This is a genomic window from Halomonas huangheensis (assembly GCF_001431725.1).
In the GTDB taxonomy this organism is placed as follows: Bacteria; Pseudomonadota; Gammaproteobacteria; order Pseudomonadales; family Halomonadaceae; genus Halomonas; species Halomonas huangheensis.
This window is the reverse complement of sequence record NZ_CP013106.1, coordinates 514,220-532,303: the sequence shown is the minus strand read 5'-3', so window position 1 is coordinate 532,303 and position 18,084 is coordinate 514,220. Positions and strand designations below refer to the sequence as shown.

Genomic DNA, 18,084 nt, shown 5'->3' with positions numbered 1-18,084 from the left:
GACCCCATCATGAGCGAACATCACTCCCGTCACGACAGCGAGCCCCTGCTCGACATCAGCGACCTCACCGTGCAGTTCAACCTGCCTCATGGCAGCATCGATGCGGTCAAGGGCATCAGCTTCCAACTAGCGCCCGGCGAAACCCTGGCACTGGTTGGCGAGTCCGGTTCCGGAAAATCAGTAGCGTCAACTGCGATCATGCGCCTGCTACCAGAGCTGGCCAGAGCCAACGGTAGCATCCGCTTCCGAGGCGAAGATCTAATCAGCGCGACCTCGAAACGCATGCGCCGCATTCGTGGTGGAAATATCGCGATGATCTTCCAGGAACCGATGACATCGCTGAACCCGCTGCACCGCATCGGGCAACAGATCAGCGAAGTGCTCGACCGCCACAAGGGGCTCAAGGGCAAGGCCGCGCGCGACAGAGCTATCGAACTGCTGGAACAGGTGGGCATCCCCGAGCCACAACGGCGCGTCAACAGCTTCGCCCATGAGCTATCGGGAGGCCAGCGACAGCGGGTGATGATCGCCATGGCACTGGCCGGAGAACCGGAGCTGCTGATTGCCGATGAGCCGACCACGGCGCTGGATGTCACCGTCCAGGCGCAGATTCTCGAACTGCTCAAGGACCTGCAACAGCGTTATGGGATGGCGATCCTGTTCATCACTCATGATCTGACCATTGTGCGTCACTTTGCCGACCGCGTCTGCGTGATGCGCCATGGCGAACTGGTGGAACAGGGTGATACCACGGCAGTGTTCCGCGATCCGCAGCATGAATATACGCGCATGCTGATCGACGCCGAGCCTCGCGGGTGCAAGGAAGCAGTGCCCAACAGCTCACCGATGCTGCTCCAGGCCAGAGACGTGCGTGTGCGGTTTGCGATCAAGAAGCGCTGGTTCGGCCACAATGACTACTTCGAGGCGGTGAAGGGTATCGATCTCGATATCCGCCGTGGCCAGACAGTCGGCATCGTCGGCGAGTCGGGGTCAGGCAAATCGACGCTGGGCCGTGCGTTATTGAGACTGCTGAAGAGCGAAGGTGAGATACGTTTCGAGGACACCCGACTCGACCCTCTCGACAAGGCCGCTATGCGCCCATTGCGCTCACGTCTGCAAGTGGTCTTCCAGGACCCTTATGGCTCACTCTCACCACGACTGACGGTGGGTGACGTCATCGGCGAGGGACTCAAGGTCCATGCACTACACTTGAGCCGTGCAGAACGCGAGACACAAGTGATGGCGGCATTGGAAGAAGTACGACTCGACCCGGCAATGCGCAACCGCTACCCCCATGAGTTCTCCGGTGGGCAACGACAGCGTATCGCCATCGCCCGAGCCCTGGTACTCAAGCCCGACTTCCTGCTGCTCGACGAGCCGACCTCGGCACTCGACCGCTCGGTACAGGTAACAGTTATCGACCTGCTCCGAGACCTTCAGCAAAAGTACGGCCTGACCTACCTGTTCATCAGCCACGACCTCGCCGTAGTCCGCGCACTATCCGATACGGTGCTGGTCATGAAGGAAGGTGCCGTCGTTGAGCAGGGAAGCGCCGAGCAGATCTTCCATCAGCCAAGGACCGAATACACCCAACAGTTGCTGGCAGCGGCTATGCTCGAAAACGTCGCCTGAGACAACCAGCTGTTCGCACCCAGTCATCCTCGGCTAACCTTTGATCCATGCAAACGCCCAGATCTCTGGTGCCCAGAACAAGGCAGGTGGACAATGAACAAGCCAGTCAGGACGACAGACCAGATCGGTCAATACAAGCCACGCCACCAAGGACCTGGGCGCCATGTGCTTGTAGCCATGGCAGTGATTCTGCCCTCTTCGCTACTGTCGCCCGCATGGGCGACAGAGTCACCTATCGACTCTCATATCGACAGCATCACCCTATCCCGTGGAGGCCTGGCGGAAATTCACCGCAGCGCACCTGTCGATGCCAACCGCGAACTGCATCTCGAAATCCCGTTGGAGCAGGTCGACGATATTCTCAAGAGCCTGGTTGTTCAGGACCCGCAAGGCAGTGTCGAGAGCATGACATTGGACGGTCTGGCACCAGTAGAGGAAACCTTTCGTCGCCTACCCTTCAGTCCCGATCAACTGACTTCACTGCCAGCACTGCTTGCCACGCTTCAAGGAATTCAGGTGCGCGCCAGTTCCGGCGGCCGCAGCCTGGAAGGCAGCGTACTGGGCGTCAGCGAGCAAGCGATGACCGTCGATGACGGAGGCAACGTCGTCAGCGAACCGATTCTGTCGTTGATGAATACCGACGGCCAGATGGAGGTCATGCGGCTGGGCAGCGATAGTGTGGTCGAGATTCTCGATCAGAGCATGCGTGAACGGGTAGCAGAAGCCGCTCGGGTCAGTGGTCGCGGGCGCAGTGATGAGCTGCGCGATATAGCCATCCGACTGGGCGGGACAGGTGAACGAAACGTCTCGCTCTCCTACGTGGTTTCGGCACCGGTGTGGAAGAGTGCCTATCGTCTGGTCATCGATGAACAAGACTCCAAAGCCAGGTTGCAGGCATGGGCAGTCGTCGAAAACACCAGTGGAGAAGACTGGAACAACGTTTCATTGACCTTGTCGTCCGGGGCTCCCGTCACGCTAACCCAGCGTCTGCACCAACGCTACAGGCATCAACGTGAAGAAATCCCGGTCATGGTCGGGGCTTCAGAGGCTCCACGCCCCGACAATGCCAGCCAGATGTCCGTCGATAACCATCAGTTCCAGGCCCAACGATTATCCAAGGGCATGGCAGCAGATATGGCCCTTGCCGAGTCGGCACCAGCGCCCATGTCGATGGCCAGCGCCGGGCAGAATACCGAGACAGATGAAAGCCTGACTCAGGCCAGCTATCGCCTGCCTCAGCCCATCGACCTTGCCGCGGATCGAACCCTGGCAGTGCCCTTTGTCGATAGTGAAGTCCCTGCCCAATGGTTGTCACTCTTTCAGCCAGACAGCGGCAGCTCACACCCCGTCGCAGCGATACGGCTGAGCAACGATACCGATGTCAGCCTACCCGCTGGCATCCTGACAGTGTATGGCCAGGATGACGGTTATATCGGCGATGCTCAACTCACGGGACTTCCCAATGGTGAGAGCCGGATGGTCAGCTTCGCTGCCGACCGCAAGGTAGAGATCAGCTCAGAGGCTCAAACAGAAGACGAATCCCGGATAGCGATCGTGGATGACACATTGCATGCGACGCGTACCGAGCGCCAAACCACGACCTACACCATCAAGGGCGCTGCCGATGCACCGCGCACGATCGTTATCGAGCACCCTCGCCAGCCTGGTTGGGACTTTACCTCTCCACAGCTCGACACCACCACGCCAAACTATTATCGCTTGAAGCTGGATATCGAAGCAGGTGCTGAAGACGAAGCCACGGCAGTCATGGAGCGTAGCAACGTCGAGGTTATCGCCTTGACCGACATCGACTCGGGCAGCCTATATGCCTGGTCAGGTAGTGCCGTGGATGCCGACACCGGCAGCCACCTGACTCGCCTGGCCGAGTTGAAGCGTCTGGCCAGCCAGGCCCAGCAGACACTAGACCAGACCAGGAGCCAGATCCAGCAGGCGGAAAGTGGGCAGGCCCGCGTACGTGACAACCTTGCTGCGGTTCCCGCCGATAGTGAACTGGGACAGCGTTACCTCAGCATGCTGGAGGAACAGGAAGATCAGATTGCCCAACTCAATGACGATCAACAACGGGCCCTGGCAACACTGCGCGAACGCCAGACCGCCGTTGAAGACTTTATTCGTCAGTTATCGGGAAGGTCAACGAGAGGGAAGTTGTAAGGCGGAAGAAGGAAGAAGGAAGAAGGAAGAAGGAAGAAGAAAGGTTATAAGCTATAAGCTATAAGTAAGAAGAAGGAAAAGGCATACGACGTCAACTACTTAACCAGAGTGATCGTCCACGCCCCAAAGCTGTTCGATTTGAGGGTTTCTGGTGTCAGTGCTTACTCTCTACTCGTCTCTATCCTGAGACTCGCCCTTCGGCCCGCCTGAAGGCGGTTCCCGTTCGTTCCCGACGAACGGGTCACATGGGGGTGAGGCCACCCGGGGGTTCGCAGCACGGCTGCGAGGGTGGACGAACGCCGCGAGGCCTGCCTCGTGGCCGGACCGCGCTGGCGCGGCCCCACATGTAAAAGAGGGAAGTTGTAAGACGGAAGAAGGAAGAATTATCGTCAAACCTGGTGCATGACGATCAGGCGGCACGCGCTCCCATGCATGCGAAGAACCCCGATCATCTCTCGATAATCGGCTGAACTTCGAGAGAGCTCTGAATAAATGCCTGACGCCTCTGCACTCACTACCGTGAGCTTGAGCCGGTGTACGGGACGCCGCTTCGCGGCTGTACATCCCGTACCCGTTCGCACATAACCCGGGCAAGATATATCTGCTTTTCAGACCGCCAGGCGGCACTCACCCTACTCATAGCCATTCCGTAGCCATTCTCACATGGGGGTGAGACCACCCGGGGGTTCGCAGCACGGCTGCGAGGGTGGGCGAACGCCGCGAGGCTTGCCTCGTGGCCGGACCGCGCTGGCGCGGCCCCACCTATAAAAAGCGGGGTCTTCCCATGATGCGAAAAACCCCGACCATCTCTCGATAATCGGGGTTCTTCTAATAAATGCCTGACGATGACCTACTCTCACATGGGGAGACCCCACACTACCATCGGCGCTGAGCGGTTTCACTACTGAGTTCGGCAAGGGATCAGGTGGTTCACACTCGCTATGGTCGTCAGGCGAAAAGGGTGTAGATCATGCCGATCTGATACGTCTCGTCGTATCCGTCAATGTCATGTCGTGCGTCATCGACCAAAACCACTTGGGTGTTATATGGTCAAGCCTCACGGACCATTAGTACCGGTTAGCTCAACGCCTTGCAGCGCTTCCACACCCGGCCTATCAACCAGCTGGTCTTGCTGGGTCCTTCAGGAGGCTCAAGGCCTCAGGGAGATCTCATCTTGAAGGGGGCTTCCCGCTTAGATGCTTTCAGCGGTTATCCCGTCCGTACATAGCTACCCGGCGATGCCACTGGCGTGACAACCGGAACACCAGAGGTACGTCCACTCCGGTCCTCTCGTACTAGGAGCAGCACTTCTCAAATCTCCAACGCCCACGGCAGATAGGGACCGAACTGTCTCACGACGTTCTAAACCCAGCTCGCGTACCACTTTAAATGGCGAACAGCCATACCCTTGGGACCGACTTCAGCCCCAGGATGTGATGAGCCGACATCGAGGTGCCAAACACCGCCGTCGATGTGAACTCTTGGGCGGTATCAGCCTGTTATCCCCGGAGTACCTTTTATCCGTTGAGCGATGGCCCTTCCATACAGAACCACCGGATCACTAGAACCTACTTTCGTACCTGCTCGACGTGTCTGTCTCGCAGTCAAGCACCCTTATGCTCTTGCACTCAATGCACGATTTCCAACCGTGCTGAGGGTACCTTCGTGCTCCTCCGTTACTCTTTGGGAGGAGACCGCCCCAGTCAAACTACCCACCACACACGGTCCTCGAACCGGATAACGGTCCTGAGTTAGAACGCCAATGATGCCAGGCTGGTATTTCAAGGTTGGCTCCACCCCATCTAGCGACAGGGTTTCAAAGCCTCCCAGCTATCCTACACAGGCAACATCAGCGTCCAGTGTGAAGCTGTAGTAAAGGTTCACGGGGTCTTTCCGTCTAGCCGCGGGTACACAGCATCTTCACTGCGATTTCAATTTCACTGAGTCTCGGGTGGAGACAGCGTGGCCATCATTACGCCATTCGTGCAGGTCGGAACTTACCCGACAAGGAATTTCGCTACCTTAGGACCGTTATAGTTACGGCCGCCGTTTACCGGGGCTTCGATCAGGAGCTTCGGCGAACCTAACACCATCACTTAACCTTCCGGCACCGGGCAGGCGTCACACCCTATACGTCCGCTTGCGCGTTTGCAGAGTGCTGTGTTTTTAATAAACAGTTGCAGCCACCTGGTATCTTCGACCGCTTCGGGCTCCGGAAGCAAGTTCCTTCACCCTGATGCGGCGTGCCTTCTCCCGAAGTTACGGCACCATTTTGCCTAGTTCCTTCACCCGAGTTCTCTCAAGCGCCTTGGTATTCTCTACCTGACCACCTGTGTCGGTTTGGGGTACGGTCCCACAGTATCTGAAGCTTAGAGGCTTTTCCTGGAAGCGTGGCATCGATGACTTCCTGACCGTAGTCAGTTCGTCTCGCTTCTCGGCCTTCTCCATGAAGAGAGTGATCCGGATTTACCTGAATCACTGGCCTACAAGCTTTCACCAGGACAACCAACGCCTGGCTCACCTAGCCTTCTTCGTCCCCCCATCGCAATACTGTGAGGTACGGGAATATTGACCCGTTTCCCATCGACTACGCCTTTCGGCCTCGCCTTAGGGGCCGACTCACTCTGCTCCGATTAGCGTCGAACAGAAACCCTTGGTCTTCCGGCGGGGGAGTTTTTCACTCCCCTTGTCGTTACTCATGTCAGCATTCGCACTCGTGATACCTCCAGCAGACTTCTCAATCCACCTTCATCGGCTTACACGACGCTCCTCTACCGCTCGCCATTCGGCGAACCCGTAGCTTCGGCACCTGGTTTGAGCCCCGTTACATCTTCCGCGCAGGCCGACTCGACTAGTGAGCTATTACGCTTTCTTTAAAGGATGGCTGCTTCTAAGCCAACCTCCTAGCTGTCTAAGCCTTCCCACATCGTTTCCCACTTAACCAGGATTTCGGGGCCTTAGCTGACGGTCTGGGTTGTTTCCCTTTTCACAACGGACGTTAGCACCCGCTGTGTGTCTCCCACGCTTGCACTCACCGGTATTCGGAGTTTGCCTCGGGTTGGTAAGTCGGGATGACCCCCTAGCCGAAACAGTGCTCTACCCCCGGCGGTGATACGTGAGGCGCTACCTAAATAGCTTTCGAGGAGAACCAGCTATCTCCGGGCTTGATTAGCCTTTCACTCCGATCCACAAGTCATCCAAATCTTTTTCAACAGATCCTGGTTCGGTCCTCCAGTTGATGTTACTCAACCTTCAACCTGCTCATGGATAGATCGCCCGGTTTCGGGTCTATTTCCAGCGACTGGTCGCCCAGTTAAGACTCGGTTTCCCTACGCCTCCCCTATACGGTTAAGCTCGCCACTGAAAATAAGTCGCTGACCCATTATACAAAAGGTACGCGGTCACAGAACGAGTCTGCTCCCACTGCTTGTACGCATACGGTTTCAGGATCTATTTCACTCCCCTCTCCGGGGTTCTTTTCGCCTTTCCCTCACGGTACTGGTTCACTATCGGTCAGTCAGGAGTATTTAGCCTTGGAGGATGGTCCCCCCATGTTCAGTCAAGGTTTCACGTGCCTCGACCTACTCGATTTCACAACACTCGGGTTTCGGTTACGGGGCTATCACCCACTATGGCCAGACTTCCCAGTCTGTTCACCTACCGGTCGTGTTGCTTAAGGGCTGGTCCCCGGTCGCTCGCCGCTACTGGGGGAATCTCGGTTGATTTCTTTTCCTCGGGGTACTTAGATGTTTCAGTTCCCCCGGTTCGCCTCCCAACACCTATGTATTCAGTGTGGGATACCCAACTTGTGTTGGGTGGGTTTCCCCATTCAGAAATGTCCGGGTCACAGGTTGTTTGCCACCTCGCCGAACCTTATCGCAGGCTTCCACGTCTTTCATCGCCTCTGACTGCCTAGGCATCCACCGTATGCGCTTCATCGCTTGACCATATAACCCCAAGGGGTCTGTCAATCGATGATGCACGACAATTGCCGGATACGCTTGAGACGTATCACTTGCCCTTTTCCGAAGAAAAGGGACTTGTCAGCATGATCTACATTGTTAAAGAGCAATAGAGCCGAAACTCTAAGTGGTAGGCTTTACACAAAGCACACGACTTAGAATTCACTACAATGACTGTTGATCAGGTAAATCCTTCTGTCGCACGACGAAGATTCACGACGTTTATTCTCATAAATAAGTGAATCTTCGACCAGCTAAGCTACAGACCTTTGAGTCTGTTGGGCTCATGCCCAAACAGTCATTGCTCTATCTTGATCAGGTAATTCATTGTGAGCACTTACCGACAGTCAGTGACTTGTCGATTAAGGAGGTGATCCAGCCGCAGGTTCCCCTACGGCTACCTTGTTACGACTTCACCCCAGTCATGAACCACACCGTGGTGATCGCTCCCCCGAAGGTTAAGCTAACCACTTCTGGTGCAGTCCACTCCCATGGTGTGACGGGCGGTGTGTACAAGGCCCGGGAACGTATTCACCGTGACATTCTGATTCACGATTACTAGCGATTCCGACTTCACGGAGTCGAGTTGCAGACTCCGATCCGGACTGAGACCGGCTTTTCGGGATTAGCTCCACCTCGCGGCTTCGCAACCCTTTGTACCGGCCATTGTAGCACGTGTGTAGCCCTACCCGTAAGGGCCATGATGACTTGACGTCGTCCCCACCTTCCTCCGGTTTGTCACCGGCAGTCTCCCTAGAGTTCCCGACCGAATCGCTGGCAAATAGGGACAAGGGTTGCGCTCGTTACGGGACTTAACCCAACATTTCACAACACGAGCTGACGACAGCCATGCAGCACCTGTCTGAGAGTTCCCGAAGGCACCAATCCATCTCTGGAAAGTTCTCTCGATGTCAAGGGTAGGTAAGGTTCTTCGCGTTGCATCGAATTAAACCACATGCTCCACCGCTTGTGCGGGCCCCCGTCAATTCATTTGAGTTTTAACCTTGCGGCCGTACTCCCCAGGCGGTCGACTTATCGCGTTAACTGCGCCACAAAGCTCTCAAGGAGCCCAACGGCTAGTCGACATCGTTTACGGCGTGGACTACCAGGGTATCTAATCCTGTTTGCTACCCACGCTTTCGCACCTCAGTGTCAGTGTCAGTCCAGAAGGCCGCCTTCGCCACTGGTATTCCTCCCGATCTCTACGCATTTCACCGCTACACCGGGAATTCTACCTTCCTCTCCTGCACTCTAGCCTGACAGTTCCGGATGCCGTTCCCAGGTTGAGCCCGGGGCTTTCACAACCGGCTTATCAAGCCACCTACGCGCGCTTTACGCCCAGTAATTCCGATTAACGCTCGCACCCTCCGTATTACCGCGGCTGCTGGCACGGAGTTAGCCGGTGCTTCTTCTGTGAGTGATGTCTTTCCTCCAGAGTATTAATCCAGAGGCGTTCTTCCTCACTGAAAGTGCTTTACAACCCGAAAGCCTTCTTCACACACGCGGCATGGCTGGATCAGGCTTTCGCCCATTGTCCAATATTCCCCACTGCTGCCTCCCGTAGGAGTTCGGGCCGTGTCTCAGTCCCGATGTGGCTGATCATCCTCTCAGACCAGCTACGGATCGTCGCCTTGGTAGGCCATTACCCCACCAACAAGCTAATCCGACATAGGCTCATCCGATAGCGCAAGGTCCGAAGATCCCCTGCTTTCTCCCGTAGGACGTATGCGGTATTAGCCTGAGTTTCCCCAGGTTATCCCCCACTATCGGGCAGATTCCTATGCATTACTCACCCGTCCGCCGCTCGACGCCTGGAAGCAAGCTTCCATCGTTTCCGCTCGACTTGCATGTGTTAGGCCTGCCGCCAGCGTTCAATCTGAGCCATGATCAAACTCTTCAGTTGAAAAATCTGATAGTGCATTGGCTGCACCAAACCTGGCTCAAGGTTCAAACGTTCTCAAAAAGATCCTAAGACCTTTGACGAGTCGCTTGCCTTGATATTTCAGTGACTACATCACTGACTCATCGGCAAGCGCCCACATGAATTACCTGATCAATTTTTTAAAGAGCGGCTCCGGACTCTCGAAGAGTGGAGCGTCTCGCTGTCTTGCGACTTACTTCGCTGACCTTGAAGACCGAAGCGAAGTGCCCTGCGAGGAAGGCGTATTCTACAGAACCGGTGGATTTCGTCAACCTCTTTTTTCCGTTCAGCCCTGATGCCCACTGGACAACCAGGCCTCGAACCCGAGGTGCGATCCGTGATCGCTCGATGTGACCGAGTGATCCCGATTCGATGGAGGCGCATTCTACCGAATCCGGTGAGAATGTCAAGCAGCGATTTTCAAAAAGTCTTTTCAAATCAGCTACTTCTACCCCTCTTCACCGCTTGCGACGTTTGCTCGTCGCCAGCAGCGGATGCGTACTTTACGGATTTGCACCGAGGTCTGCAAGAGGCTTCTGTAAAAAAGTTTCAGAAACTTCCGAAAGCCGCGAACACCACCTCTTCCCTCTTCCCTTTTGCGTCCGTAGCTCGAAACAATGATGCCCGCACAAGGCGGGCATCGAACAGCAGGCAGTATCGAGTTCCGATCAGGACTTGCTGTCGGGCTTCATCTTGCGCATCAACGCCATCACCGGTCCGGAAGCCACATAAGTACCGAACAGCAGCAGCAACATCACTGAAGGCTCGATGGAAATAACCACAAAGCCCAGCACGATGGCCAGCAGTACAACGAATGGTACCGGCCCCTTGAGGTCAACATCCTTGAAGCTGTAGTAGCGGATGTTGCTGACCATCAGTACGCCCGCCGCGGCAACCACCAGCAGCATAAGTAGCTTGAAGCCAAGCTCCGTGGCATCGAAGCTGTGGAAGGTCCATACACTGGCTGCCACCAGCGCTGCTGCCGAAGGGCTGGGTAAGCCGATAAACCACTTCTTGTCGACACTACCAATCTGCACATTGAAACGCGCCAGGCGCAATGCCGCGCAAGCAACATACAGGAAGGCTACAACCCACCCCGTCTTGCCGATGTCCTGAAGAATCCAGGTAAATGCCACCAACCCTGGTGCCATACCAAACGAAATCATGTCGGCCAGACTGTCGTACTCGGCACCGAACTCACTCTGAGTGTTGGTCAGACGTGCCACTCGGCCATCAAGCCCATCCAATACCATGGCGATGAATATCGCCACAGAAGCACCTGCAAAGTCTCCGTTGAGAGCGGAAACCACTGCATAGAACCCCGAAAACAACGCCGAGGTAGTAAAAAGATTGGGCAACAGGTAGATACCGCGGCGCCGGACCTTTCGGCCATCCTCCACCGCCTCCTCAATCACCTCTGACTCACGTACGAAAGCACTGGCGAGATCCTCATCGCCAGAGTCCTTGCTCTCATTATCGCGACTATTGGCATCGTCACTCATCTGAATCATCCATTGCCTGCTGATAAGACCCTTCATTCTACACAACAACAGGGACAGCCAACGATGATTGATGGTTCACCATCCATAACCTGGGCGATGACGAACCATGGCCAGCAATGGCAGCACTCACAAGAAGCACTTTCTGCAGCACTGCCGATAAAAAAACAGAGGGCGCGGAAAAATCCGCGCCCTCTGTCATCACCAACAACAGCTACGATCAGTTCTTGCTCTTGTCGACCAGCTGGTTGGCAGCGATCCACGGCATCATCGCACGCAGCTTCTCACCCACCTGTTCGATCGGGTGCTCGGCATTGAGGCGACGACGAGCGGTCATCGACGGATAGTTGGAGTTGCCTTCATTGATGAACATCTTGGCGTACTCGCCCTGCTGGATGCGCTTGAGTGCATTGCGCATCGCGGCACGAGACTCATCATTGATGACTTCAGGGCCAGTCACGTACTCACCATATTCCGCGTTGTTGGAAATGGAGTAGTTCATGTTGGCGATGCCGCCTTCATACATCAGGTCGACGATCAACTTCAGCTCGTGCAGGCACTCGAAGTAGGCCATTTCCGGAGCGTAGCCCGCTTCGGTCAGCGTCTCGAAGCCCGCCTTGACCAGCTCGACTGCACCACCACACAGTACGGCTTGCTCACCGAACAGATCAGTTTCGGTCTCATCCTTGAAGGTCGTCTCGATGATGCCGCTACGACCACCGCCGATAGCAGCAGCGTATGACAGACACAGTTCCTTGGCCTGACCTGTTGCATCCTGATGGATGGCGATCAGATCCGGGATACCGCCACCACGGGTGAACTCGGAGCGAACAGTATGGCCAGGCGCCTTGGGCGCGATCATCACAACATCCAGGTCCTTGCGCGGCGTCACCTGGTTGTAGTGGATGTTGAAGCCGTGAGCGAAAGCCAAAGTCGCGCCTTCCTTCAGGTTCGGCTCGATCTCGTTTTCGTAGATGGCCTTCTGATTCTCGTCGGGCGCCAGCACCATGACCACGTCAGCGGTCTTGCAGGCTTCAGCAACAGAAGACACTTTCAGGCCAGCGGCTTCGGCCTTGGCGGCAGAAGATGAGCCCGGACGCAGCGCTACGGTTACGCTGACACCGGATTCCTTCAGGTTGTTGGCGTGAGCATGGCCCTGAGAGCCGTAACCAACGATAGTCACCTGCTTGCCCTGAATCAGCTGGAGGTCACAATCCTTATCGTAATAGACGCGCATGAGGTACTCCTGAAGTCGTATGCCGCTTTTGCGGCCAGTAGATTCGATATTCTTGATTCGATCTTTGATATTCAGCGTTGATGGCCACCCGCGCCGTCTTGTGCGGCACTGGGCTAACGATCGAGCGTCTCTGTACCGAAACTGGCCCCGCTCGTTGATGCCACCACCTTACGCCAGGCCCAGTGTTGCGTAAAACGCTATATTTGCAATACTACATTTCTTATTCTGCAACACAGCGAACTCCACATGGACATGCGCCCTCTTCATCACTTTCTGAGCCTGGCGGACACCCTGCATTTCGGCCGCGCCAGTGAGGCCTGCCATGTCAGCGCTTCGACGCTGAGTCGCTCGATTCGCCAACTTGAGGAACAGCTCGGCGTGGCGCTGTTTGACCGCGACAATCGGCATGTGGCACTAACCGCACAAGGCAAACGCTTCCAGAACTATGCTCGAGAAGCATTGGAACAGTGGGAAAGTATCCGCCTATCGATGCAGAGCGATGCTCAGCGTCTAAGCGGTGAAATCAGCATCTACTGCTCGGTCACCGCCAGCTACAGCTTTCTCTACAGCCTGCTGAGCGACTTCCGACAACGCCATTCGGGTATCGAGCTCAAGCTGCATACTGGCGACCCCGCCAGCGCCATGCAGCGAGTACTGTCAGGTGACGAGGATATGGCCATCACCTCTCGTCCACGCCATCTGCCCGATGCCCTGGCCTTCAAGTCACTGACTCGCTCTGCACTGGTGTTTATTGCCCCACACACTAGTCAAACCTGGGTTCCAGCGACACCTCAGACGCCAGTTCAGGAGCAATGGCAAGACGTACCAATGATCCTCTCCGAATCAGGGTTATCGCGAGAACTGGCCAATACCTGGTTCAAGGCGCTGGGAGTGACACCGACCATCTATGCCCAGGTCGCTGGCCATGAGGCCATTGTCAGCATGGTTGGCCTTGGCTTCGGCATCGGCGTGGTACCACGCATCGTGCTTGATGCCAGCCCACTACGCGATAGTGTGCGAGTGCTGTCAGTCAAACCGGAACTGCCCTACTACGATGTTGGCCTCTGTGTGCTCAACCGGCGCCTGAAGAGCCCCTTGCTCGATGCCTTGTGGCAGGAAGTGGAAGAACGTTAAAAGAAGAGGTCGGGTGAAAGAAGGAAGAAGGAAGAAGGAAGGAACAAGAGAACCCCCGCTGAAGCTCTGCTTCAACGGGGGTTCTTTAACGCTCGTAGCTCGTAGCTCGTAGCTCGTAGCCTAGAGGCTCAACACCTTGTCACCACGGGCAATGCCCGAGACACCGGTCCGCGCCACTTCCAGAATACCTACCGGGCTCATCGCCTGAAGAAAGGCATCCAGTTTGCTTGCATCGCCGGTGATCTGCACGGTGTACAGGCTGGGCGTGACGTCGACGATCTGGGCACGGAAGATGTCCACCGTGCGCTTGACCTCATCCCGAGCCGCTCCCAATGCCTTGACCTTGACCAGCATCAATTCACGCTCGATATGATTGCCTTCAGTCAGATCGACCAGTTTGACCACATCGATCAGCTTGTTGAGATGCTTGGTAATCTGTTCGATCACCCGGTCATCGCCAATGGTGGTGACGGTCAGTCGGGACAGTGTCGGGTCATCGGTCGGCGCGACGTTCAACGTCTCGATGTTGAAGTTACGCTGAGAGAACAGGCCCACCACACGCGACAGTGCACCCGGTTCGTTTTCCATCAGAATCGAGATGATATGTCGCATCAGGTCCGCTCCGTCTTGGAAAGCAGCATGTCACGCATGGAGCCGAGAGGCACCTGCATCGGATAGACGTGCTCGTGGGGGTCCACCATCACATCGAGGAACACCAGCTCATTGGTGTCGGCGAAGGTACGTTCCAGCGCCGCCTCCAACTGCTCCTTGCCCTCGACCTTGATCGCCGTGAACCCATAGGACTCGATCAACTTCTGGAAGTCCGGCAGCGACTCCATGTAGGAGTGCGCATGACGCGACTTGTAGTTGAGATCCTGCCACTGACGAACCATCCCCAGCGAAGCGTTGTTCAGATTGATGATCTTGACCCCACCACCAAACTGCTTACAGGTGGAAAGCTCCTGCATCATCATCTGGAAGCTGCCTTCACCGGTGAAACACACCACTTCCTCATTCGGAAAGTTCTGCTTGATGCCCATGGCCGCCGGGAAACCAAAGCCCATGGTGCCCAGGCCGCCAGAGGTAATCAGGCGATTGGGCTTGTCGAACTTGTAGTACTGAGCGGCGAACATCTGGTGCTGCCCAACGTCGGTGGTCACGTAGGCTTCACCGCGTGTCACACGGCACACTGCCTCGATGACTTCCTGGGGCTTGAGCACCTCGCCAGCCTTTGACGGCTCATAAAGCTTACCGCGACGTTCATCGCGCCAGCCTTCGATACTCTTCCACCAGTCGCTCAGCGCTTCCGGGTTGGCGAGCTGCTGGCCCTGTACCAGGCTGATCATTTCATTGATCACGCTTGCCGCCGGTCCGACAATGGGCACATCCGCACGCACGGTCTTGGAGATCGAGCTCGGATCGACGTCGACGTGAATGATCTTGGCCGTCGGGCAGAACTTCGAGGTGTTGTTGGTCACTCGATCATCGAAGCGCGCACCAATGGCGATCACCAGGTCGGCGTGGTGCATGACCATGTTCGACTCATAGGAGCCGTGCATCCCCAGCCAACCCAGACACTGGTTGTCACTTTGCGGAAAGGCACCGATGCCCATCAGCGTGGTGGTGATCGGGAAGCCCAATTGCTTGACCAGGTCGGTCAATCCTTCGCTGGCACAGCCAGTGATGACACCGCCACCGGTATAGAACACCGGACGACGTGCCTTGAGCATCAGCTCAACCGCCTTCTTGATCTGGCCGGTATGACCCCGTGTCACCGGGTTGTACGAACGAATCTTGACCTTTTTCGGATAGATGTATTCGTAACGCTCGGTGGGAGCGGTCATATCCTTGGGGATATCCACCACCACCGGCCCGGGACGGCCCGTTGCTGCCAGGTAGAAAGCCTTCTTCAACGTCTCGGGAATTTCGCTGGGATGCCGGATCGAGAAGCTGTGCTTCACGATCGGTCGTGTAACCCCGACGATATCGGTTTCCTGGAAGGCATCATCACCAATCAGGTGACTCATGACCTGGCCGCATAGCACGACCATCGGAATCGAGTCCATGTAGGCAGTAGCAATTCCTGTTACCGCATTGGTTGCCCCCGGCCCCGAAGTTACCAACACCACGCCTGGCTTGCCGGAAGCCCGTGCGTAGCCATCGGCCGCATGCGTCGCCGCCTGCTCATGCCGCACCAGAATGTGCTTGACCTTGTCCTGGCGAAACAAGGCGTCATAGATGTGTAGCGCAGCGCCGCCCGGATAGCCGTAGATATATTCCACGCCCTCATCCTGGAGGAAGCGGGCGATCATGTCCGCGCCTGAAAGCAATTCCACAGATGTATCTCCCCTGGAGGTCTCGAGTGCGATTCGTACTCGTCGAAGTACAAAGTCGAGTGCAGCAGTATGCTGCTGCCGGCTCACCGGCACCTGAATGCCAAACCCTGGCGTCCGTCGGCCCGGTTCGGGCCTGCACTCTCATCACGGCGGGTCACCGCGTCGGGGCGTTGGCCAGGTCGGGCGGTTAGCCCGAACCCTGGAAGTCCTTCGGCGGGTAGAGGCTACTCAGCCTACCCTTCACGCGGCGATTGGGGGTTGCCCTTCGATGCCGCGCCCGCAGTCAGGAACCCTCAAGATTCCAATAGCATCCAGGCACTGTCAACCGCCGTTACGCACAAGGGGAGTTCAGGAGCAATTTTTTTGCGCCTGGATTCCGGATATCCGGCGCCGGGGTTGCTATCTGCGACTGCCTTGAGACCCGCGACACATAACCGACTCGACCAATGTCTAAGTCATGAAAGTCGCATCTCCGTTGCTGGCCTGCTGTAATAGATCAAGTGACACGATTCAGCCAACTTCCCGACCCGCACCATCCTTCTGGCCAATTCCTGACGGCACTGTTGCGAGATCAGTGACATCGGCAAGTGAATCGATTCACCTAATCAACAGAAACCCAGGTTGCGACACCACAACAGCAACAAGCAGCAGCGAGGAAAGACCCATGTCCCGCATCGTGCAATGGTCCATCACCGTGGCACTGGCCGGCTTCCTGTTCGGCTTCGATACTGCAGTAATTTCAGGGGCCGACAAGCCCATTCAAATGCTCTGGGGTCTCAGCGACCTGCAACACGGCCTGTTGGTCATGTCGATGGCCCTGTGGGGAACCGTGCTCGGCGCTATCTTCGGCAACTGGCCTACTGACCGCCTCGGTCGACGCACAACCTTGCTGTTGATCGGTATCCTTTACCTGGTCTCGGCGGTCGGCTCCGCGGTAGCCGTCGATCCATGGACCTTTGCCTTCTTCCGCCTGATCGGTGGTATCGGTGTAGGCATCTCCTCGGTCGCAGCCCCGATCTACATTTCCGAGATTGCCCCTCCGCGCCATCGCGGTTTTCTGGTCGCCATGTACCAGTTCAACATCGTCTTCGGCATTCTTATGGCCTTCATCTCCAACTACTTCATCGGTAGCCTGATGGAGACCGGTATCGCCTGGCGCTGGATGCTGGGCATCGAGGCCGTTCCTGCGTTGATCTACACGCTGATGATTACCCGCGTCCCCCGCAGCCCACGCTGGTTGATCCTCAAGCGCAACAATGTCGAGGAAGCCGGTCGAGTGCTACGAATGATCAACCCCGATACCGATGTCGATACGGAAATTGCCACCATTCGTGCTTCCGAAACCGAAGAGCGCGCTGCCAATGCACGCTTCTTCTCTCGCCGCTACCGGCTGCCGATTCTGCTCGCCTTCATGATCGCCTTCTTCAACCAGCTCTCCGGCATCAACTTCATCATCTACTATGCCCCGCGCGTGCTCGAGGCTGCGGAACTGGGCAGCCAGGCCGCGCTGTTGTCCACCGCGGGCATAGGTCTGGTCAACCTGATCTTTACCATGATCGGCATGTCGTTGATCGACCGTTTCGGTCGGCGCACGCTGCTGTTCATCGGCTCTGCTGGCTACCTGCTGTCTCTGATACTGATCTCGCGTGCCTTCTTCAGCAATGCGCTGGGTGGTCTTGAAGTGCCGTTGCTGCTGGCACTATTCATCGCCGCGCATGCGATCAGTCAGGGGGCTGTAATCTGGGTGTTCATTGCCGAGGTATTCCCCAACCATATCCGCGCTCGCGGCCAATCCTTCGGCAGCTCAATCCACTGGGTATTCGCGGCACTGATTACCCTGGTGATGCCTTGGGTACTGGGGACGTTCAGCGGTGGTCCAGTGTTCGCCTTCTTCGCCATCATGATGCTGCTGCAACTGATCTTCGTGCTTTTCCTGATGCCAGAGACCCGCAATGTCTCGCTGGAGGAGCTGCAGAAGCACCTGGTAGGTGACAACGTTAAACTGCGCCGAATCCATCTGTCGGGAGCTCGCGCACGAGCCTGAACACTCCGTCAGGCAATACCCATAAAAAACCCGCCGGGTTGGGGGGCCTGGCGGGCAAGGGGGGGTCACAGGACGCAACCTGTGACTTTCAGTATAGCGGGCGCAGCGAATGACGCCGTGCCTCCGTGATGAAACTGGAATACCTCA

The 18,084-nt window shown here is 56.5% G+C and carries 8 protein-coding genes and 3 rRNA genes; 4 read left to right on the top strand and 7 right to left on the bottom strand.

Annotated elements, in window-relative coordinates; genetic code table 11:
- Nucleotides 1-9 precede the first annotated feature (9 nt).
- Together AR456_RS02505 and AR456_RS02500 are read left to right on the top strand one after the other, a co-directional pair.
- Complete coding sequence (locus tag AR456_RS02505) at nt 10-1,632, top strand: ABC transporter ATP-binding protein (RefSeq protein ID WP_021819760.1); 1,623 nt, start codon at nt 10-12, stop codon at nt 1,630-1,632.
- Nucleotides 1,633-1,809: 177 nt separating this feature from the next.
- The gene (locus AR456_RS02500; protein ID WP_021819759.1) at nt 1,810-3,804 is read left to right on the top strand and encodes a DUF4139 domain-containing protein; all 1,995 of its coding nucleotides are present in this window, start codon (nt 1,810-1,812) and stop codon (nt 3,802-3,804) included.
- An 837-nt stretch (nt 3,805-4,641) separates the two neighbouring features.
- Here AR456_RS02500 and rrf read toward each other — a convergent pair.
- From rrf to ilvC, 5 genes are all read right to left on the bottom strand, one after another.
- Nucleotides 4,642-4,757: ribosomal RNA gene (rrf, locus tag AR456_RS02495) — 5S ribosomal RNA — on the bottom strand.
- Nucleotides 4,758-4,850: 93 nt separating this feature from the next.
- Nucleotides 4,851-7,751: ribosomal RNA gene (locus tag AR456_RS02490) — 23S ribosomal RNA — on the bottom strand.
- A 378-nt stretch (nt 7,752-8,129) separates the two neighbouring features.
- Nucleotides 8,130-9,669 (bottom strand): 16S ribosomal RNA (locus AR456_RS02485).
- Together the 16S, 23S and 5S rRNA genes form the textbook arrangement of a ribosomal RNA operon.
- A 686-nt stretch (nt 9,670-10,355) precedes the next feature.
- The gene (pssA, locus tag AR456_RS02480) at nt 10,356-11,189 is read right to left on the bottom strand and encodes a CDP-diacylglycerol--serine O-phosphatidyltransferase (RefSeq protein WP_021819758.1); all 834 of its coding nucleotides are present in this window, start codon (nt 11,187-11,189) and stop codon (nt 10,356-10,358) included.
- A gap of 217 nt (nt 11,190-11,406) precedes the next feature.
- A complete protein-coding gene (gene ilvC, locus AR456_RS02475) occupies nt 11,407-12,423 on the bottom strand; it encodes a ketol-acid reductoisomerase (RefSeq protein ID WP_021819757.1) in 1,017 nt (338 codons plus the stop codon).
- Between the two features lie 246 nt (nt 12,424-12,669).
- Between ilvC and ilvY the strand changes: the two genes are divergently transcribed.
- Nucleotides 12,670-13,557, top strand: a complete 888-nt coding sequence (ilvY, locus tag AR456_RS02470; RefSeq protein WP_021819756.1) for an HTH-type transcriptional activator IlvY — start codon at nt 12,670-12,672, stop codon at nt 13,555-13,557.
- Nucleotides 13,558-13,677: 120 nt separating this feature from the next.
- On the opposite strand, the gene ilvN is transcribed toward ilvY, so the two are convergent.
- Together ilvN and AR456_RS02460 are read right to left on the bottom strand one after the other, a co-directional pair.
- A complete protein-coding gene (ilvN, locus tag AR456_RS02465; RefSeq protein ID WP_021819755.1) occupies nt 13,678-14,169 on the bottom strand; it encodes an acetolactate synthase small subunit in 492 nt (163 codons plus the stop codon).
- Complete coding sequence (locus tag AR456_RS02460) at nt 14,169-15,893, bottom strand: acetolactate synthase 3 large subunit (RefSeq protein ID WP_031208283.1); 1,725 nt, start codon at nt 15,891-15,893, stop codon at nt 14,169-14,171. The genes ilvN and AR456_RS02460 overlap by 1 nt, the downstream gene beginning before the upstream one ends.
- Nucleotides 15,894-16,557: 664 nt before the next feature.
- Between AR456_RS02460 and AR456_RS02455 the strand changes: the two genes are divergently transcribed.
- Nucleotides 16,558-17,937: a sugar porter family MFS transporter gene (locus AR456_RS02455; protein WP_021819753.1), complete on the top strand. Its 1,380-nt coding sequence runs from the start codon at nt 16,558-16,560 to the stop codon at nt 17,935-17,937.
- Nucleotides 17,938-18,084 lie beyond the last annotated feature (147 nt).

Bases quoted from the DNA above. Each gene is read 5' to 3' on its own strand.
- AR456_RS02505 (WP_021819760.1), top strand. From the start codon at position 10: ATGAGCGAACATCACTCCCGTCACGACAGCGAGCCCCTGCTCGACATC.
- AR456_RS02500 (WP_021819759.1), top strand. From the start codon at position 1,810: ATGGCAGTGATTCTGCCCTCTTCGCTACTGTCGCCCGCATGGGCGACA.
- pssA (WP_021819758.1), bottom strand. From the start codon at position 11,189: ATGAGTGACGATGCCAATAGTCGCGATAATGAGAGCAAGGACTCTGGC.
- ilvC (WP_021819757.1), bottom strand. From the start codon at position 12,423: ATGCGCGTCTATTACGATAAGGATTGTGACCTCCAGCTGATTCAGGGC.
- ilvY (WP_021819756.1), top strand. From the start codon at position 12,670: ATGGACATGCGCCCTCTTCATCACTTTCTGAGCCTGGCGGACACCCTG.
- ilvN (WP_021819755.1), bottom strand. From the start codon at position 14,169: ATGCGACATATCATCTCGATTCTGATGGAAAACGAACCGGGTGCACTG.
- AR456_RS02455 (WP_021819753.1), top strand. From the start codon at position 16,558: ATGTCCCGCATCGTGCAATGGTCCATCACCGTGGCACTGGCCGGCTTC.